17 protein-coding genes are annotated in these 23,328 nt (G+C 66.6%); 9 read left to right on the plus strand and 8 right to left on the minus strand.

The features are described 5' to 3' along the window. Window positions 1-180 precede the first annotated feature (180 nt). From KOR34_RS06775 to KOR34_RS06795, 5 genes are all read right to left on the minus strand, one after another. The gene (locus KOR34_RS06775; RefSeq protein ID WP_146563382.1) at window positions 181-1,056 is read right to left on the minus strand and encodes a glucosamine-6-phosphate deaminase; all 876 of its coding nucleotides are present in this window, start codon (window positions 1,054-1,056) and stop codon (window positions 181-183) included. A 135-nt stretch (window positions 1,057-1,191) separates the two neighbouring features. Then, a complete protein-coding gene (locus tag KOR34_RS06780; protein WP_197531201.1) occupies window positions 1,192-3,126 on the minus strand; it encodes an alkaline phosphatase family protein in 1,935 nt (644 codons plus the stop codon). A 33-nt stretch (window positions 3,127-3,159) separates the two neighbouring features. Next, complete coding sequence (locus KOR34_RS06785; protein WP_146563386.1) at window positions 3,160-4,107, minus strand: hypothetical protein; 948 nt, start codon at window positions 4,105-4,107, stop codon at window positions 3,160-3,162. 63 nt (window positions 4,108-4,170) lie between these two features. Then, entirely contained in the window at window positions 4,171-5,970 is a 1,800-nt protein-coding gene (locus KOR34_RS06790; RefSeq protein WP_146563388.1) for an alkaline phosphatase family protein, read from the minus strand. A 129-nt stretch (window positions 5,971-6,099) separates the two neighbouring features. Beyond that, window positions 6,100-6,888, minus strand: a complete 789-nt coding sequence (locus KOR34_RS06795; RefSeq protein ID WP_146563389.1) for a PEP-CTERM sorting domain-containing protein — start codon at window positions 6,886-6,888, stop codon at window positions 6,100-6,102. Window positions 6,889-7,990: 1,102 nt separating this feature from the next. On the opposite strand from KOR34_RS06795, the gene KOR34_RS06800 reads away from it, so the two are divergent. After that, a complete protein-coding gene (locus KOR34_RS06800; protein WP_146563391.1) occupies window positions 7,991-9,019 on the plus strand; it encodes a Gfo/Idh/MocA family protein in 1,029 nt (342 codons plus the stop codon). 16 nt (window positions 9,020-9,035) lie between these two features. On the opposite strand, the gene KOR34_RS06805 is transcribed toward KOR34_RS06800, so the two are convergent. Continuing rightward, window positions 9,036-10,316, minus strand: coding sequence for an NRAMP family divalent metal transporter (locus KOR34_RS06805; protein ID WP_197531202.1), 1,281 nt, complete (start codon window positions 10,314-10,316; stop codon window positions 9,036-9,038). Between the two features lie 143 nt (window positions 10,317-10,459). After that, window positions 10,460-11,185: a GntR family transcriptional regulator gene (locus tag KOR34_RS06810; protein ID WP_146563395.1), complete on the minus strand. Its 726-nt coding sequence runs from the start codon at window positions 11,183-11,185 to the stop codon at window positions 10,460-10,462. A 493-nt stretch (window positions 11,186-11,678) separates the two neighbouring features. Here KOR34_RS06810 and KOR34_RS06815 point away from each other — a divergent pair, with 493 nt between their 5' ends. The 3 genes from KOR34_RS06815 to KOR34_RS06825 all read left to right on the plus strand — a co-directional run bounded on the left by KOR34_RS06815 (window position 11,679) and on the right by KOR34_RS06825 (window position 14,422). Then, window positions 11,679-12,653, plus strand: a complete 975-nt coding sequence (locus tag KOR34_RS06815) for a DUF1559 domain-containing protein (protein WP_146565868.1) — start codon at window positions 11,679-11,681, stop codon at window positions 12,651-12,653. A gap of 68 nt (window positions 12,654-12,721) precedes the next feature. Continuing rightward, on the plus strand, window positions 12,722-13,171 hold the full coding sequence (locus KOR34_RS06820) for a hypothetical protein (RefSeq protein ID WP_146563397.1): 450 nt from the start codon (window positions 12,722-12,724) through the stop codon (window positions 13,169-13,171). A gap of 81 nt (window positions 13,172-13,252) precedes the next feature. Beyond that, window positions 13,253-14,422 (plus strand): hypothetical protein, encoded by a 1,170-nt coding sequence (locus KOR34_RS06825; RefSeq protein WP_146563399.1) that lies wholly within the window; start codon window positions 13,253-13,255, stop codon window positions 14,420-14,422. A 9-nt stretch (window positions 14,423-14,431) separates the two neighbouring features. Here the strand turns inward: KOR34_RS06825 and KOR34_RS06830 are convergent, their stop codons facing one another. Beyond that, the gene (locus KOR34_RS06830) at window positions 14,432-15,352 is read right to left on the minus strand and encodes an N-acetylglucosamine-6-phosphate deacetylase (protein WP_146563401.1); all 921 of its coding nucleotides are present in this window, start codon (window positions 15,350-15,352) and stop codon (window positions 14,432-14,434) included. Window positions 15,353-15,962: 610 nt separating this feature from the next. Between KOR34_RS06830 and KOR34_RS06835 the strand changes: the two genes are divergently transcribed. From KOR34_RS06835 to KOR34_RS06855, 5 genes are all read left to right on the plus strand, one after another. Continuing rightward, a complete protein-coding gene (locus tag KOR34_RS06835) occupies window positions 15,963-16,946 on the plus strand; it encodes a pectinesterase family protein (protein WP_146563402.1) in 984 nt (327 codons plus the stop codon). A gap of 239 nt (window positions 16,947-17,185) precedes the next feature. Then, the gene (locus KOR34_RS06840) at window positions 17,186-19,381 is read left to right on the plus strand and encodes a cation:dicarboxylate symporter family transporter (protein ID WP_146563404.1); all 2,196 of its coding nucleotides are present in this window, start codon (window positions 17,186-17,188) and stop codon (window positions 19,379-19,381) included. A 126-nt stretch (window positions 19,382-19,507) separates the two neighbouring features. Next, window positions 19,508-20,977 (plus strand): porin, encoded by a 1,470-nt coding sequence (locus KOR34_RS06845; protein ID WP_146563407.1) that lies wholly within the window; start codon window positions 19,508-19,510, stop codon window positions 20,975-20,977. A 190-nt stretch (window positions 20,978-21,167) separates the two neighbouring features. Beyond that, window positions 21,168-21,695 (plus strand): sigma-70 family RNA polymerase sigma factor, encoded by a 528-nt coding sequence (locus KOR34_RS06850; protein ID WP_146563409.1) that lies wholly within the window; start codon window positions 21,168-21,170, stop codon window positions 21,693-21,695. 2 nt (window positions 21,696-21,697) lie between these two features. After that, on the plus strand, window positions 21,698-23,152 hold the full coding sequence (locus tag KOR34_RS06855; RefSeq protein WP_146563411.1) for a FecR domain-containing protein: 1,455 nt from the start codon (window positions 21,698-21,700) through the stop codon (window positions 23,150-23,152). Window positions 23,153-23,328: the final 176 nt, after the last annotated feature.

Here is a 23,328-nt window from a genome sequence, read left to right on the forward strand (position 1 = left end):
TACCGTGCTTCAAGGTTGCTGAGCGCCGTTACCGGCTTCGTTGAGAGTCCTCTTGGGTGCTACTCGGGCGGCACGCATGCGGAATCTTCGCCTGCAGAGGGAAGCTAGCGCGTGCTTGTGCACAATCGATCGGCCCCAGACGATGGGCGAGAGCAATCGGTTTAGTGACAGGCGAGACTGCTAGTGCTGCACCGGTGGGGACGCCGTCCGGTTGCCGTGCGTTGCCGCCTCGCTCCCCACGTGGAACATGTACGGCGCCTTACCGCCTCCGGCGCGTGACGGTTCGGCGCCGTCGAGCCGCAGGAGCGAGGCCGAGTCGAGGCGGAGCAGCGAGGCGGCCGGTTCGTCTAGATAGACGGTGACGCTGGGGTGACGACGCAAGGCCGACGCCGGCGCTTGGGCAGTGACTTCGCCTTCCAGCGAGGCCCGCACCGCGGCGGCCTTCCGGCGGTCGGGCACGGTGCAGACGATCGACTTGCAGCGGAGGATCTCGGGCACGCTCATGCTGAGGGCGCGGCTGGGGACGCTCTCCAAGGAGTCGAACCACCCCTCCCGCCACTGCTGGGTACGGCACGCCTCGTCCAGCTCGACCACGAGGAACGGCGACTGGCAGTCAAAGTCGGCGGGCGGGTCGTTGAAGGCCAGGTGTCCGTTCTCTCCGATGCCGACGAACGCAACGCAGATCTCTTGCTGAGAGATGATGTCGCCCAGCCGTTGGCACTCGGCAGCGGGGTCGGCCTCGCCGTTGAGCAGGTGGTACGCCCTCGGAGGAACGGGGAGCTTTGAGATGAACCGCTGCCACAGGTACCCGCGGAACGAGGCCGGGTGATTGACGGGCAGGCCGACGTACTCGTCGAGGTGGAAGAGGGTGACGCGGCTCCAGTCGATACCGGGTTCCTCGACTAGCTGCGCCAGCATCGCGAACTGCGACGCGCCGGTCGCCAGCACGATCGACGCCTCCCCCTGGTCGGCAAGTTCACGCCGGATACGCTCCGCCCCCTCGCGTGCGGCGGCCACGCCTGCTTCGCTCGCTGCTTCGAATACCTTCACTTCCATCACGCTTCCATCCAATTGAGTACTCGGCGTCACGCCGTGCCTAGTATTGTCTCTGCCCCGGCGTTCCGATCGCCGACGCCTGCTCATCTTGCCGATTCCCGGCCTGCGCCGGCTGGGCAAGGCTGCACTGGTTCTTCATGCCGACTGCTCCTGGAGCTGGTCGAGTCGACGGGTCGCGTCGCGGTGACGCGGGTCAAGCTTCAGCACCGTTCTCAGCGCCTCCGCAGCCTCGTCGTGGCAACCGAGCTCCGCCAATGCAACACCGAGCGTGTGGTGTGCGGACAGGAGTTGGGTGTCCAATCCTACCGCCTGCAGGGCGAGGTTGGAGGCCGATTGCCAGTCGCCCTGATCGGCCGAAACCTGCGCCAGTCCCGCGAGGGCCAGCGCGTTGTCGGGGTCGGCCTCAAGCACACGCGAATAGGCGGAAACCGCGTCCGATTGCCGGTCGGTGGCCGCGTAGGCCTGTCCGGCCAGCACCAGAAACGGACCCGAGTCCGCAACGTCGGGGTCGGCGCGGTCGTATATTTCCAACGCCTCGCCGTAGCTGCCTTGCGACACGCAGAGCTGCATCATCCGGTAGGCCGCGGCGGGCGCCGACGGCGACCGATTGAGAATCCCTCGCAGGATCTGACGGCACTCGTCGAACCTCCCCAGTCGCAGGCAGCAGTGCGCGAGCTCAACGCGGCACGCCTCCTCCAGCACGGGGGTAAGCTCTGCCTGCTCGAGCAGCTGGCGCCAGGCGGCCGCCGCCGCCGGCATGTCATTGGCGTCCATCAGCGACAACGCGCGGTTGACCTCCAGCGTGGTTTGCGTGGAGCGGACGGTCGCTACCGTGTCGCTCGATGGCGCCTCGACGTACCCAAGCGCGACCAGCTGCTGCAGCACGCCCGCAGCGTCCACGGGGTCCATCTCGTAGTCGGGCGGGTGCATCCCGCTGGCACCGTCGACATCGTCCCAGCTGGAGATCACTCTAGGGGGCGTGGCGTCGGTTAGCACCTCAAGCCACGGCCGGCCGTCCATGTCGGCGCCGACCGGCAAACCGAGCAGCTTCAGCACGGTGGGCGTGACGTCCAGCAGGCTCGCGCCGCGCAGCTCCTCGCCCGCCCGAATGCCTGGCCCGGCCGCGCAGACCACGCCCTGCTGGCGGTGCCAGCTCGTGGGGTTGTCGAAACCATTGGTCCCCGACCGCTGGGCGCCGCTGTGGAAGCCGTGGTCGCTCACCACCAGCACGGTGACGTCGTCGCCCGCCTGCTGCAGCATGGCGTCGAGCATCATGTCGTGGAACCGGTAGCAGCCGCGCACCACGTCGCGGTAGATCGCGGCGTCGCTTTCCGACACGCCCTCCATCGCCGGCGGGTGGTAGGGCATGAAGTGGTGCCCCACCTGATCGATCATGTCGAAGTACACCGCCATGAACTCCCACGGCTCGTTGGCCATCAGCGCGCACGCCGCGGCCTGGACGCTCGCCGTGCGGGCGATCAGCGTCCCCAGTTGCTCTAGTCGGCGATCCGAGTCGGTGTTGATCATCGCCGCGTTGGGGACGAACGGCAGCAGCACCTCCGCGTCCAGGTCGCGGGGGTCGACTCGAAGGTTCTTCAGCAGCGGCGCCAGCGACGCCGGGTGGCAGGCCTCGGCAGGCAGGCCGTCCGCGGCGCCGCACAGCGACTCCGGGTGGAGGAAGTAGTCGCTCACCACCGCTCCGCGGATTGGCTCGGCGGGGTGGCTCGCCAGCCAGCCGACCACGTTGGACGCTAGGCCGCTCTGCGACAGGATGTTCCAGACCGCCTTGGTGGTGCGGCTCGTGCAGCTTACCGGGCGGACGCCGCTGCCGTCGGGTAGCGGCTCGGTAAAACCGTACACGCCGTGCTTCGCTGGCCGCTTGCCGGTGGCGATGGAGGTCCACAGCAACGGCGAGAGGATCGGTTGAATCGTGGCGAGGTTGCCACTCGCTCCCGATTCCATCAGACGCTGCAGCGCAGGCATCTCACCGGCTGCCAGCAGCGGCCGGAGGATCGTCCAGTCCGCTGCGTCCCAGCCGATGAGGAGCACCTTGTTTGCGCTGCGTGTCATCGCCATTGCTGCCGTGCCTTTCGCCTTTGCCGGCTAGCCCCGAGTCCAATCGCTGCGGCGGGAACGCCCGCACACGATCAGCAGCGAGAGAGCCCCGATCGCCAACGCCGTGGGCTCGGGGACGCCGGCGCCGGCTGCGCTAGGCCCGGCCCCGGCGCCGTAGTTTTCTCGCCAGGTCGCGTACTGCGGCGCACCGATCTCGCCGCCATCGACATCGTTGGGTAGCGTGCCGGCCGGCGCGCCGGTGTTGTCCCGCCAAACGGTGTAGTCGGCCGCGTCGACCAGCCCGTCGTCATTGTAGTCGCCGGGCAGGCCCTCGGGGCCGGTGATGCCGTAGATCTCGTCGTAGTAGTAGGCGATGCGGCCCTCGCTCTCCAGCGTGTTCAGCATGCGGATTTTCAGGAACGCGTTGTTGGCCAGGTCGTTCTCCAGGACCGCGCCGGATTGCACGAAGGCCAGGTCGGCGAACATGACCTCGTAGGAGTCGTACTCCTCGGTGAGCGTGATCGGCTCGGAGTAGACCTGGAGGCTCTCGTCCTCCCCGATGCCAGGCACCATGAATCCAATGCCCACCTCGACCGCGAACGGCCCGACGTAGGGCAGGTCGGCGTTGTTCTTGAACTTCATGTCGAGCCTCACGCCGGCGAACTCGGACAGGTCCTTCCGGTAGGGCGTGAACCGGTCACCGACGTCGACGATTCCCCAGTTGCCCGCCAGGTCGGCGGGCAGGTCGAAGTCGCCGGCGTGGAAGCGGGCGGTCAAACCGGCCGAGGCGTCCGTCGTGGCGCCGCGGTCGGTCGTAATGGTGCCGAACGAACCCCAGCCGGGCGGCGTGGTCGGGTTGGTGTCCAGGTTGGCTTCACGGTGCTGCTCGTCCGTCTCAAAGTCGTAGAGCAGCACATCGGCTTCAGACCGCGCGGCGCCGAACAGGACGGTCGCGGTCAGCAAGGTGAGGGGCGCAATAATGCCACGATTCTGCATCGGTAGGTTTCCTGGTAAGTCGTGGGTTCGGTCTGCTTGCTAGTTCGCCTGTGTTGTGTCGGGCTAAACGCCCGCCAGCTCTCGGTGTCGCACCGCCATTGCCGCATCCCGTTTGGCGTACAGGCCGGCGAGGTGCGAGTGGGCGTCGCTGGTTCGCCACTGGTCGCGTAGGCACCGCTCGAACTCGGGGATCGCTTCCCGCTCGCGGCCCGCACGGTGTAACGCCTCGGCGAGCAGGAATCGTGCCTCGGCGTACGCCGGGGCGATCGCGAGGGCCTTGCGGGCCTCGGCGGCGGTTTGCTCGGCGTCGTCACGCTGCCACCACACGCGTGCCAGCCCGACATGGGCGGCGGCGTTGCCTGACGCGATCTCGATCGCGCGGCGCAGCGCCGCCTCGGCGGCGTCGGGGTGACCGCACTCCAGCAGCACGCTGGCGGCCTCGCCGAGCGTGTGCGGGTCTGCTTCGCGTCGGGCGGATAGCTCCATCGCAAGGGCGGAGGCCTCTGCGATGTCCTTGCTGGCGAGCGCCAACCGCGTAAGCAGCAGCTGCACCTCCACGCCCTCACGCTCGGACTTCGGCAGACGCTCGATCACACCGCGGCATTCGTCCAGGCGCCGGTCACGAAGCAGGCAGCTCGCCAGGTTGACCCCGTAGGCCGGCTCCGCTGGGCGTTCTTCCCAGAGCGTCCGCCAACACGCGATGGCGTCGGTGACACGGTTGCTGTCGTGCAGCGCGTGCGCCAGATTGAGCCGCTGGTTCCAACGCACCAGTTCCAGCTGAGACTCGTCGGCGGAGACCACCTCTGGAGCAACCTCGAAGGAACTCCTCCGGCATTCGGCGCCACGCGGCGCGTCGGCGGCGGCATCGCGCGGGGTGAGATCGTAGGGGGATCGGCGGTCGGCGGCTTCCTGGCAGAGCATGTCGCTGAGCACGCGGCCGTCTGCGGCGGAGTCGGGCTTCAACCGCAAGAGCCGTCGCACCGTCGGGGCGATGTCGAGGATTGTCGCGCCGTAGACCTGTCGCTCGGGCTCGATGCTCGGCCCCACCGCCGCCAGGATGCCCATCTGAGCAAGCGGCGTCGACGCGCCGGCGTCGCCGCACGGGCTGGCGACGATCAAGTTAACCGCCTCACCCGCGGCAGACATCAGCTCAGCGAGCATCGCGTCGAGAAGACGCCAGGCGGACCGCGTGAGCTCAGCCCGCGTCAACGGATTCGGTGAGCAGTCAACCAGCTCTTGTACGGCGGGGTAGCATACCGCCGCCAGACGCCAGGGCTGTTCCTCGACTAAGCCGCAGGCGACCGAATGGACGTGGCACAATGCGTCGAGCACCCGCCCGAAGCGCTCGTCCGCGGAGTCTCCTGCCGCGCAGCGGCATTCGATGACGTGCTTGGCGAGGCGACCGTTCGTGTATTGAGAGTCGCGGCGAGCCTGCGTCGCTGAATGAATTTGGCGGAAGTACTCGTCGCTGGCGACGAAAGCGTGCGGTTGCTCCCCACCAGCCGTTGCGGGCCAATTGACGACAACGGAACTCTGTTTGTCGGTCGACAACGCGTTCCAAACGGTCGGCCGTCGGACCTGTGCGGCCGCCACGCGGGACAATCCCGTCCCTTCATCCGTGGGCTCGAAGAAGCTGCAGACGCCGTGTTTGTCGGCCCGCGTACCGGTGGACAGCGAGGTCCACAGCATGGGCGGCACGCAGGGCTTTATAGGGGCCAGGTTGCCCCACGCGCCCGCCGTCCGCAGGGCGTTCAGGGCCGGCATGGCGCCGGCGTCAAGCAGCGGCTGAAGCGCCTGCCAGTTGGCGCCGGCCCACCCCACCAGGAGCACTTTACGCTGTGTTGAGCTGCTCGTCGGCGCCATGAAGGTGGTGGAACCAAGGGAGGCAAGAAAAACAACCGGAAGCGGGAGGCCCTCCCGCGGGGGAGGGGCCTCCGCTTTCGAATCTGTCGCGGGCCAGACCTAATCGACCCGGGCGACACGGCGCCAGCGCTAGGCCGCCGCCCGCTTGCGTTTAGCGGCCAGGCCGAGGCCGCCGAAACCGGCGGCCAGCAACGCCAGCGAGCTCGCCTCGGGGACCACGCCCGCGACGATCGCGACGTCCGGCTCGCTCTGGTAGGCGTACTCGTGCAGCACGGCGGTGTACTGAGCGGGCGAACCGCCGTCGTTGAAGGTCGTCAGGCGGCCCCAGCCGTAGTGGATCTCGCCGTTGATGTTGAGGCCAAACCCCCAGTACTGCGGCTCCGAGTCGTTCCGGAAGTTGCTCGTGTTGGTCGAGACAATGCCGGTGTAGTTGGGGTAGGCGCCGTTGAGCGGCTGCTGGGCGCCGGGGCCGATCACATCGCCCGACTGGAACGAGCGGATGTAGTAGGGGTTCCCGTTCTCGGTGTTCGTGTAGTTCTGTGACAGCTCGTCGAGCGGCAGGCGGGCCTCCGGCGCGAACAGGGGATTGCCGAACACCGACATCCGCACGCCGCTGTAGGACAGCGTCGCCTGGCCGAACACAAAGTCGACCGTGCCGTTGGTGTCGAGGTCGAGGTCGGTGAAGGAACCCGCCTCGTTGTGGGCGATGCCGTCGCCAAGGTCGACGTGCACGATCGCCGCTTCGGCCGTCTGGCCCATCGAGAACGCCCCCAGACCGGCCGCCGCGGTGTAGCTAGCCAGCCGCTTGCTGTAGTCGGCGTACGACGCGCAGTGGGCGGTGATCGCGTCCCAGTAGGAGGGGCGGGCGTGGCCCGCTGGGCTGGTGGTCAGATGCTCGTCGGAGGGTGTCTTCGGCATTGGTTCGGCTCGCAGTAGAAGAAAGTGAATGGGATAACGCCCGGGTATCGCACCTCGCCTTTCGCGCGTCCAAGCCGCCTCGGGGTGTGCAGCAGCAAACGCCCCGATTCGCTGGACTCCTATCCGCCCTATCCGAGCCCGCCGCCAGTCAAGCAACCGCACCAACAAGAGTCCTGTGCGATCTGCCACGCTCGCTCAACCGGCGTTTCGCCCGTGATTCGGCGGGAAGACCTAACGCTCGACAACCTTCCCCCCGCAGGCCTAATGTATACACTAAGGCAATCTGGATGCAATGCAATTCTGGGGCGCACGACGGATTTCGACCCGCCGGCGTCCCCCGGATAGCCGCGGCTGCCCCGGGCGCCGTGACCGTTGCTTCAGCGATAACGCCCACAGGGGAATGGAGGCGCTGAGCGAGAAGCTGGGTGGGCGCAGACGATACATGGCTGGATCGCAGATGGAGCACGGCGTTCAGGTGAGAAGCGCCCGACCGCTGGCTGTCCAGAATCCAGCGGCTGTCGCCGATGGTTGCGCAGGGGGATTCTTGTGGGAACCGGCCACTTGGTGTGGTTTAATGGCATGTGAACTTACGTACACGCATCCAGGGAAGGCCCACCGCGGCAGCGGGCGGGCCCGGTTGCTGCTGCGCTGTTGGGTGAGCGGCCGCTCGCGTGGTTGATTTGGTCCGCTGTGTCCCGTTTCGCGGCGGCGATCGGACAAAACCCTGGCGCCTGTTTCGGAGGCAGGCACCGTATGACATTGATCTACAAGCACTTACGAAGACCAAGGCGAAGATAGGCGCCGAGTTTTGTCCCCTCCACGCGTGTTTTTGGACAAAACGAATCGGTCAAAACCCAGGCCGGCGGGGGTGCGAGGGCGCCAGAGCGGAACCACGATGGCGAGACAAGTATCAATCAAAGGCGATGCTGCCGCAGGCGCGGATGCGTCGAGCCCGTCGTGGCGTTGTGGTTCCACTGAGTTGACTGTTGGATAGTCCGAGCGGAGCGCTCAGAACGGGGCAACACCCCGGTGCTCCTGTTCGGAGGAGCGTAGCGTAAAGACTCAATTCCAAGACTCCTTTCCAGAATTCGTGGGCCGAACCATGTTCATCCTGAACCGAGCCGATACGTACTGCTTTGTTGCCACCGCCATTGGGGCGTTGCTGCTCTCGCCCGCCGCAACCGGGCGGTGTGCCGAGCCGGCGCAGCCGGCAACCAAGCGGGTCGCGATCATCGGCGCCGACACGAGCCACAGCGTGGCGTTCGCCAAGCTGATCAACGACCCCGCCGCAACCGGGGCTTTGGCACGCTACCGGGTGGTCGCCGTGTACCCGGGCGGGAGTGACGACATCCCCGCAAGCCGAGACCGCGTCGGAATGTTCACTGACCAACTCGCGGAGATGGGCGTCGAGGTTGTCGACTCGCCCGAGGAAGCAGCTGACCGGGCCGACGCGGTGCTGCTGGAGAGCGTGGACGGACGCACGCACCTGGAGCTGTTCCGCCGGGTGGCGACCGGCAAGCCGGTGTTCATCGACAAGCCGGCCACCGCATCGGTCGCCGACTTCGTGGAGCTGATGGAGGTGGCCAAGAAGACCGACACCCGGTTCTTCTCTTCATCGCCGCTCCGGTTTAGCGCCAAGCTTGACGCGCTCCGCGACACGCCCGACCTCGGCCGGGTCATGGGGGCGGCGACCTCCACCCCCTACAAGACCGAGCCGCACCACCCCGACCTGTTCTGGTACGGCATCCACGGCGTCGAAGCGCTGTACGCGATCCTGGGCCCCGGTTGCGAGAGCGTGATCCGGCAAGACACCGCTGACGGCGCCCTGGTTGTCGGTACGTGGCGGGACGGCCGCCGCGGCATCGTCTGGGCCCTGGCGACTCAGAAGCCGGTTTACTCCTACACGATCTACGGCGAGCGCAAGACGGTCAGCACCCACGGCTTCCACGGCTACGACGCGCTGGTGGAGAGCATCTGCGAGTTCTTCGACGGCGGCGAAGCCCCCGTCCAGCCCAGCGAGACGCTGGAGATCCTCGCGATGATGGAGGCCGCGGACGAAAGCCACCGCCAGGGCGGGCGGCCGGTATCGGTCCAGTCGGTCATCGACGAAGCCGCCCAGCGGGACCAGTAGGCAACGCGACGTTGGTTTACGCGAGCGTCAGAACGATCCGCCAGGCCGTGCGGACCGCGAGCGCGCACACGACTAGGGTCGCGAGCGCCGTCAGGCCGATCAGCAGCGGCTTGGCCGGCGAAGCGATCCGCCCGGCCAGCCACAGCATCACCACCGACAGCAGCGGGACCCCCAGCACGGTCAACGCCTGCGCCACAACGACCAGTTGCACCACGCTGAGCGAGGTGAGCGTGGACGCGGCTGCGCCGAGGAAGCCCAGCCCGAGCGCCGCGACCGTCAGCAACCGTGGCCAGCGGCCGCCCAGCGAGGAGCCCAAACCCAGGGAGTCGGACAGCACGACCCCGCCGACCAACGCGTTTCCCAGGAATGAACTGAACGCGGCCGCCAAGATCCCCAACGAGAGCACCAGGGTCGCTTGGTCGCCGAAGAGCGGACGCAGCTGCTCGGCCACGTCGCCGGCCGACCGCAGGGCGTCCGGATCGACCTTGCCGTGCAGCGCCGCTGCGCTGGTGGCCATCACGATCCCCGAGATGACGCCCAGGATAGCGATGCCAACGGCCGTGTCGGTTAGTGCTATTCTCGCCTGCCCGGTCGACCAGTTCTTCTCTCGCACCAGGTACGGCTGGAAGAACGCCGCCGCCACAGACAGCGTCGTCGCCACGAGCGCCTGCACCGCCCACAGGTCGTCGGTCAAGACGCCGTCGCGCAGGAACGGCAGGAACCGTGGCGTTTCTTGCCCTGCTGGAAACCCTGGCGTCAGCCCGGCGATCATTCCACTCAGTGATGGCTTGGCCAGCAACAGGTTGACTGTGAACCCGGCGAACATCGCGATCACCATCACGCTCATCAGCTTCTCCAGCGGGCGGTAGGTTTCTCGAAACCCGAACAGCACCGCGACGATGAGCGCGTTCAGCCCCCCGAGCACCACGACATCAACCACAGGAGACCGCGCCCCGCCGGTCATGCCCAAGAACGACTCCAGCGAGGCCAGCACCGCGATGTTGTTGGACGCCTGAAACAACGCGACGATAAGAAACAGCGTCACGCCCACTGCCACGGCGGCCGCGCGGCCGAAGCGGCCCGCGACCTCGCCGCAGGGCGTGCCGGCCACAGTGATGCCGATCAGCGCGCCGACCGCCGTTAGCCCGATCATGAGCAGGGTGGCGGTCAGCGTGACCCACAGGAATTCGTACCCGTACTGACAGCCCACCTTAGAGCTTGCCAAGATGCTCCCAGGGCCGAGAACGATGGACGCCAGAATAATGGCGGGCCCCAGCCTGCGGATGTGCTTGATCATGCCGTGATGCCTAGGCTGGTTCGTTCGACCGGCGACGCTCCGGCCCCGTGGGCCAGAATGCATGCAGGCATCGTAGTGCATGCAATCTCGTGGTCAACGCCCGTCGGCAGAAGCGGCGTGCTCAGCCCGCAGGGGTCGGCGGATCAGATGACACGCTCCGAGAAACGCTCGACCGACGCCGCCTGCAGGTGGTTCGCCATCTCCTTGCGGGCCCGCTTGCCGTGGCCGCGGGCGATCGCCGACAGGATTGCAAGGTGCTGCTCGTACTCCTGCAGCAGGCTCGATCGGCAGCCCTCCGAGAGGTCGTAAGAGAGCATCTTGAACTTCCAGCACCTGCGGATCGAAACCTTGATCGGCACGTTGCCGCAGTAGTCGGCCAGCGACAGGTGCAGCGCGAAGTCGAAGTACTTGGCGGCTTCCTCCCACAACTGGCCGCCCGACTCTTCGGCATCGCGGGCCAGAGTGCGCAGGTCGTCCAGCACATCGTCGGGCACGTTGCCCGCCGCACGCTCCGCGGCGGCCGGCTCCAGCAGCTGACGCAACTCGTGGGTTTGCACCAGCCACTCGCACGCCTCGGGGGTGACGATCGCTTGCAGGTTGTTCGGCTGCGCCAGGATCCCTTCCGACGAAAGCTTCGCCATGGCCTTGGTGACCGGCGTGCGGCTCATGCCCAGCTGCTCGCTGAGTTCGGTGGACTTCAGGCGGTGCCCAGCGGCGAACTCGCCCGAGATGATCTTCCCGAGAATAAGGTCGCCCGCCTTGTCGGCGAGCGAGCGGTTGGCGTCGCGGTCAACCTCAACGATCGCCTGCACCGATGGGTACCGTTGCGACCGAAAAACCTTCGTCGAACTCAGTTCCAGACGACTCATTCTCTTCCTACGCTATCTGCCACCCGGGAAATGGATGAGGAACCGCTGCGACACCGCGTGGCCGGCTTCGGACAATCGGTGTCGGGGGTTTTGAACACGGATATCAGGCGTAACGCTCATCTCTATGCTACTCCGAGCATCGTACTCGCCGCAATTCAGAAACGCCTTGGCGCCCTGCAGGGGTTCACTCTCGAAGCTTCATCGGCGCCCGCACTGGCGCGGATTAGTTGTGGCCGCGGTCTCCATTTTGCGGGAGGGGGACGCTGGATTCTGCTTGACCCGCTGTTAAGAATACATTATCAAAACTGAATGCACTTTGCGAGCGGTGGCGGATTCGCCCCTCCTGTCGGGTGCATCCAGAGGAGGCGATGTGGCGGCTTCGCCTGAAACTGAGGCTGTGGAAGGGCTCGTAGTGAGACCTTCAAGCCGCGTTTGAGACGCGCTCTCAAGCGTGCGTGTCGGTCAGTCCCTCGCGTTTCTATGGAGTAACGTAATGCCCGGAGCTGAGTCGAGAGTCAGGTCAACCGGATTCACCCTGGTCGAGCTGCTGGTCGTCATCGCGATCATTGGAGTTTTGATCGCGTTGTTGCTCCCCGCCGTGCAGTCGGCGCGGGAGGCGGCCCGCCGGTCCCAGTGCCTGAATCAGATCCGCCAGGTCGGCTTTGCCTGCCAGCTGCACTCGGACACCTACGGTCGGTTCCCGTCGGCAGCGGACGAGTCCGGCTACAGCCACCTCGCGCAGATCCTGCCGTTCCACGAAGAGCTCGCAGTTAGTGGGCTGCTGGACTTCAATCCGGAGCTGGGGCCGTCGCTCGACGCGCCGTGGGACAACAAGGACGACCCCAACATCGTCGCCGCGTACGCCACGCCGATCGACGCGTTCAAGTGCCCGTCGAACCCCGAGTACGAACCGACCAACCTCGGCGTATCGGGCGTCACCAGCATCGAGGACTCGGCGCTGCGGGGCCACTACGGCGCCGTGATGGGCTGCAAGTTCGCGTGCTCCGGTTCGTCCAGTGAAGACAGCCTATGCCCGGTGGACCCCGTGCTGGGTTGCTCGACAGGTGGAACCGCGTCCGGCGGAGTTATGTACGTGATGAGCAAGACCAAGTTCCGGCACATCACCGACGGGACGAGCAAGACCGCCGTGCTCGGCGAGTTGGCCGGCGACATCGGTTCCGCCCGCACGTGGATGGCCGGCGTCGCCGACCCGACGGACGGCAGCGGCTGGGTCTACTCCGGCAAGAACGTCTTCTGGCCGATGAAGTACGCCACGCGGCAACGCGCCAGCGACGAGCCGAAGCTGCGGATCCGCGAGAACGACCTGTCGTTCAACAGCGCCCACCCCGGTGGCGTGCACTTCTCGTTTGCCGACGGCTCCGCGCGGCTCATCAACGAGAGCATCGAAGAGAACGCCTACTACGCCATGGCCAGCCGCAGCGGAGAAGAGGTCCTGGCGGAAGAGTAGCAACCGCCGGCGAAACCATCGCCTTGGACCCCTCTGGCCCCGCTTCCGTGGACGACACCCCATTCCCTATGCGCACCCGACCTGACACCCCGTCGCCGTTCATCTGCTTAACGCTGATTGCGTTCACCTTCGCCATTGGCTGCGGCGGGCGTGAGTTTGAAACCGCGGCGGCGTCCGGCGTGGTGACGCTTGATGGCAAGCCGGTAACCAGCGGCAGCGTCGTGTTCACGCCCGAGCAGGGGTGGCCCGCACAGGGCGAGCTCGACGCCGAGGGCCGGTTTGTGCTCTCTACCTTCGAAGACGCGGACGGCGCCATCGTCGGCGAGCACCGCGTGGCCGTGATCGCCCAGACCGGCGAGGACGCGAGCCAGCACTTCGAGAAGCCGCCCACGCAGCCGGTCCGGTCCCTTGTGCCGGACCGGTACGCCAGCAAGATGACCTCCGGGCTGTTGGTAGAGGTCCGCCCGGGCGCCGAGAACGACTTCGAGTTGAAGCTCACCAGCCAGAAGCAGCGATAGCGAAGCGTTCGTATGACGTCCCGTTGGACTTTACCAAACCGACCAGCTGCAACGACGCGCCGCGTCCGAGCCTGCTCTGCGTTGATTCTAGTCTTCGGTCTGACAGCGACGACCGCCCCGGCGGCGCCACGGTCGGCGTGGATGTGGCGGGCGGAGTCGCACCCTTACGGGTCGGAGAACGTCATCGGCGACCCGGTCCGCCAGCAGGAGGTGCTCGCCCACGTCGCCGCGAACAACTTTGATCGCCTTTACCTAAGCCTCGGCAACCTTCCCCTGAGCGAACCTGACAAGGTTGCCGGCTGGCTATCGAGCCTGAACGCACGCGGCGTAGAGCCGCAGATGCTGCTGGGCGCGAACACCTGGATCTTTCCGGAGAACCGCTCGTCGCTGCTCGCACACGTCTACACCAGGCTCATTAACTACAACCTCACCCGCACCGACCCGGCCGAGCGGATCCCGAGCCTGCACCTTGATATTGAGCCACAGGGACTAAGCAACTGGGGGTCCGCCGACCCGCAGGGCAAGAAGCAGATGCTGTACCTGCTGAGCGACACCTATCAGGATGTCCGCTCGCTGCTCGACGCGAACGGCGCCGACGACGTGCGTATCTACGCGGACCTGCCCGTCTGGTTCGACAGCTCGTCGTCCATCGGCTGGGACGACACCGCGGAGCGCAACGCGTGGTTTCAGGGCGTGGCGGAAACGCTCGACGGCGTTTCGATGATGGCGTTCGAGCGCGGCACGCTGTCCTCGATCCGGTCGGGCGTCGACTGGGAAGTTCAGAACCTCCCGATCGAGGTTCGCATCGGCCTAAACGCGGCCGAAGTCGGGACTGGCGAGACGTTCCCCGATTTCGCCGGACTAGATACATTGGCCAACAGCATCGCCGCCCACTACGGCGACCAGATCGGCGGCGTCGACTACCAGCCCTTCGTCGACTACTGGGACCTTGCGCCAGCGGTTGCGGCGGCAGGCGACTACAACGCCGACGGCCGCGTCGATAGCGATGACTACGCCGCGTGGCGGAGCCAGTACGGCGGAGCCGGCGCTGCGGACGGCAACCAGGATGGGGTCGTCAACGCGGCCGACTACTCCATCTGGCGCGACGCATTGGAGTCCGCTGCAACAGCTGCTGCGGCCACCTCCGCACCCTCGCCGACCGCCGCGGTCCTCGCTGCGTGTTGCGTGCCGGCGGTTCTTCTCCTGCACGGCCGGTCGCCGCGGAATCATAAATCGGGCGGCGGACTATAGCTGCTATTGCTAAGTTCCTTCGAGCGCCGCCCGCGGGTTCTCCACCGTCAGCCGCAGGGCGTCTGCCTCGCTGAGCCCAACCTGCTCGCGGAGGTTTTGGAAAGCACGGGGGAGGCTGAGCGCCGAGCCAACCAGGTGCGAACGGTCCTGCGACCAGGTCGCCAGGTTCTCGTCGACAACGACCCTCTGCCCGGCCAACTCGTACTCGCCCGCACCACAGCCGGCGGCCGCAATGGCGTCGCTGACGACAATGGTCCGCTCAAGGCCGGCGGCTTGCAGGTAGTTCTTCAGCGCGAAGAACGGGATGTGGACGCCGTCAGCGATCATGCAGACCCGCAGCCGGTCGGCTCGGCTCAACACCCGCTGGATGATGTTGTCGTGCCGCGGCAGTTCGAGCGGGCAGCCGTTCCCCAGGTGCGTGAACATCGACAGCCCGGCGTCGCTAGCCCGGTCGAGATCATCCGCCGACGGGTTGCAGTGCCCGGCCGAGACGATCACCCCCTGGTCCGCCAAGTAGTGGGTCGTCGCGGCCTGCTCGTCGTGCTCGGGGGCAAGCGTGACCAGCCGGGCCAGCCCTTCGCAGCTGTCGATCAGCAGCTTCGCGTCCTCGACGCTAGCCGGCCGCACCGCCGCCGCCGGGTGGGCCCCCACGTAGCCGGCGGCGGGGCTGATGAATGGCCCCTCGAGGTGGATGCCGACCAGTGTGCGGGCCACGTCCGGACTCGAGCGAATAAAGCCGGACAGCCGCTTCGCACGCCGACGCATCGCCGCCAGGTCGTCGGTGATCAGGGTCGCCAGCACCTGGCTCGTGCCCTGCTCGCGGAGCAGAACGCACGCCCGGCGCAGCTGGTCGGCGGTTAGCCCATCGGAATTGAAGTCGACCCCGCCGTAGCCGTTCACCTGCAGGTCAATGAATTGATGCTGTTCCATGCGCGGTGTGCCTTCTCTCCGTCCAATCATACGACATATGAAGGCCTAGTCTTCCGCGATCGAGTGGAATGTGCAACCCTCCAATGCGCAGTCTTCTCGCGAAACCTATCCGATGGCCCGACGCCTGCGTCACGGTCCTTTGACTCACGACCGGCAACTCGTCTTGCATGGGCGCCGGCTCATGTCGGACCCACAGCTTCTCGAGATCTGTTCACGCAGGGTTGAGGCATCCACTTGTCTCGCTTCGACCCTGCATGGCTGAACGTGCCGCCTTCCGAGAGGTGTAAGTCCCTGAGAGCCGGACAACGTTGGCGAAGAAGAGAGGAAGAGCATTCCGAATGGCTCAGAGGGCGAGTCTAGACGTGCAAGGGTCCACAAACCTGCTCTCGCAGCGGTCTGCTTGGGCCTTCAGGGTAGCTGGTTCATCCAGATTGGCACTAAGGCTGAAGGTGTGCTGCGTCTGCTAGGGGGCTCATCTTGCGGGTAGACTGCGCTAGTGGGGCCTCGGTATGCGGCCGGCGGGGCGAACCTGGCGCGAGTCGGTCGGCTAGAATGAGACGTTCTTATCGCAGAGCAGTTGCGCGGCGGACGCTACTTGAAAGGACCAACAATGAATAAGGCGTTTATCGACCAGGCAGTATGTGTCGCGTTCTTACTCCTGCTCGCGACTGGTCTGCGCGTCAGCGCTGAAGCGCCGGACGCGGTAGTCGCGGGCGATGGGAGTGGCGACTACACGATTATCCAGGCTGCCATCTACGGCGCTCCCTATCGCGCATCGGGGCCTCCCTGGGTGATCCAGGTGAAGCCCGGTCGGTACGAGGAGCGGGTATACGTGCAGCGCGAGCGTGGCCACCTGCGGCTGGTGGGCGACGACCCGGCCACGACGATCCTGACCGGCGGCCTGCACGCCAAGATGGAAGGGCCGGACGGCGAGGCGATCGGCACGTTTAGAACGCCGACGCTGCAGATAGATGGCGACGGCTTCGAGGTCGAGAACCTGACGATCGAGAACTCGGCCGGCCCGGTCGGACAGGCGCTGGCGCTCCGCACCGATGGCGACCGGCTCGTGTTCCGAAATTGCCGACTCTTGGGCTGGCAGGATACGGTGTTCTTGAACCGGGGTCGGGTCTACTTCGAACGGTGCACAATCGAGGGGCATGTCGACTTCATCTTTGGCGGCGCGGTCGCGTGGTTTGAGGACTGCGGCATCCACTGCCGCGGCGGCGGGTATGTCACCGCGGCGTCGACGCCGCGCGAGCAGCCCTATGGATTCGTCTTCCACAACTGCCGGCTGACCGCGGCGCCCGACGCGAAGGTCTACCTCGGCCGGCCCTGGCGCCCGTACGCGATGACGGCGTTTGTCGATTGCGAACTCGGCGACGCGGTCCGACCGGAGGGCTGGCACATCTGGGCCGTGCGTGACCCATCGACGATCCGGTACAGCGAGCGCGGCAATGCCGGCCCCGGCGCCGACACGGACACGCGTGAGCCGTGGGCTCGGGAGGAGTCGCCGCCGTTGAGCATCGAGAAGGTGTTCGGCGGCGCCGATCCGTGGCGCCCTGTTGTGACAAGGGAGCCCAAGGTAGGCCCCTGACGGGTCCATAGGTGCTTGCGAAGAAGTTTCCGTAGGAAGCCTCCCGCCTTGCTGCGTAAGCCTGATTCTCGCGCCTTGGTGGGCTGCGTAACCGCCACAGCTGACACAGGCCACCTCAGAACGCGCGGGCCGACTGCCGCGGCTGGGGTCTGTGGCGGCTGCCGCGGGAAGGGCGTGGCGGGCCAACGCTATAATTCACCTGCTCTGAACCACGATCCCCGGTCCTCGCAGGCGGCAGCATGACCTCACGAATCCTCCTCGGCTTGACGCTGGGCGTCGCGTGGGGGCTGTTCTTCGGTGAGTACGGCGCCTGGGTGGGGTGGATCGGTGACGCGTTTGTCGGCCTGCTGCAGATGGCGATCCTGCCGTACGTGGCGATCTCGCTGACCTCGAACATCGGCCGCTTGTCGTCGGAGCAGTGCGGCCGCGTGGCGTGGGTGGCGGTCAGCCTGCTGCTGCTGCTGTGGGCGGTGGGCGGCATGGTGCTGGTGGTGATGTCGCTCTGCTTCCCGCCGTGGGACGCGGGGTCTTTCTTCAGCACCAGCCTGGTAGAGGAGCCGGTCACGACCGACTGGCTCGAGCTGTTTATCCCTTCGAACCTGTTCTGGTCGCTGACCAACAACCTGGTGCCGGCGGTGGTGCTGTTCTCGGTTGGGCTGGGGGTGGCGCTGATCTCGGTGCCCAACAAGGAGCTGCTGATCGAGACGCTAGACGTGCTGGTGCTGGCGCTCGGGCGGCTCAATAACATGGTGCTGCGTCTGGCGCCGCTGGGGATGTTCGGCATCGCGGGTCACACCGCGGGCACGCTGTCACTGGAGAAGTTCGAGCTGCTGCAGGGCTACCTGCTCGTGTACGCGCTGGCGTCGGTCTTGATCACCTTCTGGGTGCTGCCGGCGATGGTGGCGGCGAGCACGCCGTTTTCGCACCGCGAGATCCTGCGCGAGTCGCGCGACGTGCTGATCACGGCGTTCGCGCTGGGCAACACATTCATTGTGCTCCCGATGATCGCCGAGGCGGGGCGTCGGCTGATGACGCGGCACGGCGTGTACGACAAGAGCGTGGTCCATGCGCCCAGCGAGGCGGTGCAGTTCGCGTACCCGTTCCCGGACATCGGGCGGATTGTGGGGCTGGTGTTCATCCCGTTCGCCGCCTGGTTCTACGGTTCGCGGATCGACCCAACCTCGCTGCCCGAACTGATCGGAACCGGGTTCTTCAGCGCTTTCGCAAAGCCGGTGATCTCGATCCCGCTGCTGCTGCAGCTGGCCGAGCTGCCGTCGGACATCTTTAACCTGTACCTGGCTTCCGGTGTGGTGGCGAGCCGGTTCGGCGACCTGATGAAGACGATGCACCTGCTCGTGTTCTCACTGCTCGCGATCTGCTGCCTGTCGGGCACGCTCAGGATGAACTACCTGCGGCTGGGGCGGGCCGCGGCGGTGACCGCGGTGCTGTTCCTGGTGACCGTGATGTCGATGCGGTCATTCCTGGAGTACAGCTTCGAAGATTCTTACGACCGTGGACGCCTGATCGTGGACCGGCAGCTCTTGGGCGAGCCGGCCGAGGCGGTCGTGGTTGAGGACGCGGGCCCGAACCCCGAGCCCAGGCAGCCGGGCGAGGACCGCATGGCGCGGATCCTGCGGAGGGGCGTGATCCGTGTCGGCGTGGACCCCCACCGCCTGCCGTTCGCCTACCAGAACCAGGACGGCGACCTCGTGGGCTACGACATCGACATGGCGCACCAGCTGGCGCACGACCTGGGGGTGTCGATCGAGTTTGTGCTGTTCCCGGCGAGCGAACTGATCGAGTGGCTGGAGGACGACCGGTTCGATGTCGCGATGGGCGCGCTGGAGGCGACCGTCGAGCGGGCTGCGCTGCTCCCGGAGATGAATCCCTACATGGAGCTGACCAGCGCATTTGTTGTGCCCGACCACCGGCGGCGTGAGTTCGAGTCGCTCGGCGCGCTAGCCGACGCGCTCCGCGGGGGTCCGCCGCTGACGGTGGCGGTGCTTGCCGGCGGTCTCGCGTCCGAGACCCGCAGGACCGACACGTCGCTCGGCTGGGGGTGGGGAGCGCTGAAGGACTACGGGATCGCGCCTCACATCGAACGGGTGGAGCTTGACAGCGCCCGGGACTTCTTTGAGAGTGCGCCGGAGAATGGCGAGGTGCTAGCAACGACAGCCGAAGAGGGCGCCGCCTGGACGCTGGAGTACCCCGAGTTTGCAGTAGTCAAACCCGAGGGATTCAACGCTAAGAGCCCGCTCTGCTACTTCGTGCCGGAGCGGTCGCAGTTCCGCCATTTCATCAACACGTGGCTGAACCTGAAGCGGCGGAACGGCGCCGCCGAGCAGCTCTACGACTACTGGATCCTGGGCAAGCTGCACAAGGACGAGCAGCCGCGGTGGTGCGTGGTGCGGGACGTGCTGCACTGGATCGAGTAGGGCCGCAAGCGGCGCCGGCGCCGATATCGCCGCCGGTTGGATTAAGGAGTCTGCGGCGAGTTTGCCGATTGTTGGGGCAGGCTGCGCGTGCGCGCGCCGTTCCCCAAGCCTCGACGACGCAGCCACGTGGCGGACTCGCCCCTTCAATTCGCCCTGCGAACCGCCACCGCCGCTCTGTGCGCTTTGGTGGTTCTTTCGCTGGCGAGCGGGGCCCACGCGGGCGAGGAGGACGGGGCAGTTGAGTTCGAGTTGCCCGCCCTGATGGCGGTTGCTCCGGACGCCGTCCCCGATAGCGGCGTCGCGCCGGCGTTGTACACGCCAGAATTGACGTCGGCGTCGATCGAACCTTGTGCGTGGGACTGCCCAAGCGATTCGTGGGCGGGGCAGGGGTGGCTGCGGCATGTTCGGGTCGGCTACGACGACGGGTTCGTCGTGGTTAGCGAGCGGCCAGTGGAACTGAACGACGGACGGGCCCCGTTTGTCATGCGGGTAAACGGCTGGGGGCAGCTGCGGCACACGGCCACGCACTACGAAGACCCGGACGACGACCTCAACCAGTTCCAGCTCAAACGGGCGCGACTCATCTTTTCGGGTAGCGTCTTCACGCCAGACTTCGAGTACTTCCTGCAGCTCGACGGCCGCAGCAGCAGCGGCGACGACATGCGTCTGCTGGACTACTACATGGTGTACGACGTGGGCCACGACCTGCTGGGCCGCCCGCGGGGCCGGCTCGGGTTCAAGGCAGGCAAGTACAAGATGCCATTCTCGCTCGCCCGGCAGATCAGCGGCCGAGAGTTCGAGTTTACGGACCGTTCTGTGGCCAGCATGTACTTTGACGTCAACCGCTCGCTCGCCTGGGGGCTGTTTGGGCAAGAGGACGTGTTTGGAAAGCCCGTGCACTGGGAGTTCGCCCTGTTCAACGGGCTGGTGACCGGCGGTGCGGAAACGGGCAGCAGCGGCGCCCTGGACGACAACTTCGCCACGTCAATGCGTGTCTACGGGTACCCGATCGGCGACTGGGGCGCGAGCCAGCTGGCGGACCTCGAAGAGCACGAGTCGCTCGCCGCCCGGGTGGGGGGCGGGTTCGCGAGTTCGAAGATCAACGATTCGGGGTTTACGGAGTTCGACAGCTCGCGGGTGGTCGACTCGGGCCAGACGCTGGCGTCGTTGTTGCCGCTGGCCGTCGACCAGTACACCGTCAGCCTGTGGGCGGTGGACGCGTCGTTCAAGCTGCAGGGCTGGTCGCTGACGTACGAGTACTACTTCCGGAATATTTCCCAGTTTCAGGGCGCCGCCATCCCCGACCTGTTCGACCACGGGTTCTGGCTGCAGGCCGGCAAGTTTGTCTGTCCCGAGCGGCTTGAGCTGGTTGCCCGTTGGTCCCGCGTGCAGGGCACGTCGGGGACGCTGGGCGTGCGGAGCGAGAGCACCGAGGAGGTGGCCGGCGGGTTCGTGTGGTACGTCCGGGGTCAGCACGCCAAGTGGACGCTGGACATCACGCACGTGAACGGCTCGCCGATTAACTCTCAGTCGCTCGACATCACGCCGGGCAACGCGGGGTGGCTGTTCCGGAACCAGATCCAGTTCGCGTTCTAGCCGGCCGACTGCGGGTGGCCGAGGCTAGCGGACGCCCCGTTTGAGGCGATTTTCTCCCGAAACGGGTTTCTCTTCAGAATTCGCGTTGTGTTTCGGCGCGGCGCGACATCTCCTTGGTGCCGGGGCAGCTTTCCAGCAGCCACTTGGCCCGCGCCGTCGGAACCGGCAGGGGCCGCCCCGAGGTCCCGCCATGCCCGACCCCTCCGAAGAACAGATCATTGCGTTTTCCGAACTCGTGGCTGCGCACCGCAGCCGGGTGTTCGGCTACATCTACGCGATGCTGATGAACATGACGGACGCGGAGGACGTGTACCAGCAGACCACGGTGCTGATGTGGGAGAAGTTTGAGGAGTTTCAGCCCGGCACCGAGTTTGGGAGCTGGGCGATCAAGATTGCGTACTTCAACGTCAAGAACTTCAAGCGGCGGCAGTCCAGCCGGCGCCTGCTGTTCAGCGACGCCGTGATGGAGAAGGTCGCGGACAGCTACGACCGGCTCGGCGGCGGCGGCGAAGAGGACCGGCTCGAGGCGCTGTCCGAGTGTGTGGCGAAGCTCTCCGCAAAGCAGCAGAACCTGCTGAACCTGCGGTACTCCGAGAACCTGGCCGTCAAGCAGCTGGCGAGCTTGGAGGGCAAGTCCGAGGCGTCGGTATCCATGATGCTCGGCCGCCTCCGCCGGACCTTGTTCCACTGTATCAATTCAAAGCTGGCGACCGGGTGACTATGGCAGGCAATCGAAAAGAGGACGATCTGATCGATCTCTTCGATCGCGCGCTCCGCGGCGACGCAAACGCCGAGGAGCTGCAGCGGTTGGAGTCGCTGCTGGACGTCGACCAGCTGGCGCGCGACCTGTACGTCGAGTACTCGCGGTTCGGCGTCGACCTCCGCTACGGATTCCGGACCGGCGCCCTGATGGGAAACGGTCGAGCCCCTCGGGCAGTCCAGCTCCCGAAGGAGCCTGAGGGGCAGAGCGGCCGCTGGCGACGGCGGGCGTCGATGGGGGTGCTGGCCGCGGTGGCGGCCGGCGTGGCGATGGCGGTGCTGCTGCGGGGCGACGGGCAGCAGGTGGCGGAGTCTACCGAAAGAACCCTATCGCGACCCCCGGCGCCCGTGGCGACCCTCGCCGACCACACCAACGCGTTGTGGCAGGGCGATCAGCTCCGCATCGGCGAGTCGTTGCGGGAGGGCAGCCGCGTAACGCTGCTGAGGGGCGCCGCCAGAATCAGCGTCGGGGCAGGCGCTGAGATCGTCGCTTCGGCGCCGTGCGAGCTGGAATTCGACGCGCCCGACCGGGTGCGGCTACGCCGGGGCGAGGTCGCGGTAAATGTCGCGGAGTGGGCGGCGGGATTCACCATCCTGACCGACGCGATGAGTGTTGAGGACATGGGGACCACGTTCACGGTCTCCGCGTCCCGGGAGTCGGGCGTGCGAACAAAGGTGCTCAAGGGGCAGGTGCGGGCGATCCCCAGCCGGGGCGTTGGCGCCGGCCCGGACGGTGTGCTGCTTACCCGCGGCGAGGCGTTCAGCGTCGACCGCGATGGGCGGCTGATGGGCCGGTCGCGCGAGGCGATCGGCGAGGACGAGGCGTTCGACTTCGGCGCCCTGCAGCCCTACCGGCCGGTCGAGCTGTTCAACACGGGCGCGAACCTTCGCGTCGGGGACGAGGACCCCCACTGGCGGATCGTCCGCGGCCCGGAGGGGCGGTTCGGCGGGCCCGGACCGGCCGTGCTGTGCGAGCCCGACGAGCGGTACCTGCCCAACGACCCTGCGAGCTCGCAGTGGGTCTCGGTGCGGGACCCGCAGAACGCGGCCACCAACTCGCTGTACACCTTCCAAACCACCTTCAACCTAGACGGGTACGACGTCAGCACCGTGCAGTTGTTCGGGCGTTTCCTGGCCGACAACGGCATCCAGGAGGTGCGCGTCAACGGCGCGCCGGTGCGGGTCGACTCTTGGATCGACAACGTTTCGGGGCAGGCGTTCCGCCAGTCGGAGTTTCGGTTCGTGAACGTTACGGACGGGCTTGTGGCGGGCGCCAACGTTGTCGAGATCGATGTCTGGAACGGCTCGTTCCAGGAGCCACCGTCGATGCGGAGCAGCCCGGTAAACCCGATGGCCCTCCGTGTGGAGTGGTACGCCTTTGGCCGGAACCAGGGCGGCGTGAAAGAAGCCATCTAAACGGTGGCCGTGCCGACGCGAATGGCGTCCCGCGATCGGCACGAACGGAACAGGCGGACGTCGGAGGTCGCGGTCGGGCCCTGGGAGCAGACGCCCGGCCTTGCGCCCGCGCGGGCCCGGTTCGCGCGGACGCCGCGGTGCGGGATTGGCAGTACGCCAACCACCGCTGTCGGCGA

It is taken from the genome of Posidoniimonas corsicana (assembly GCF_007859765.1).
GTDB lineage: Bacteria > Planctomycetota > Planctomycetia > Pirellulales > Lacipirellulaceae > Posidoniimonas > Posidoniimonas corsicana.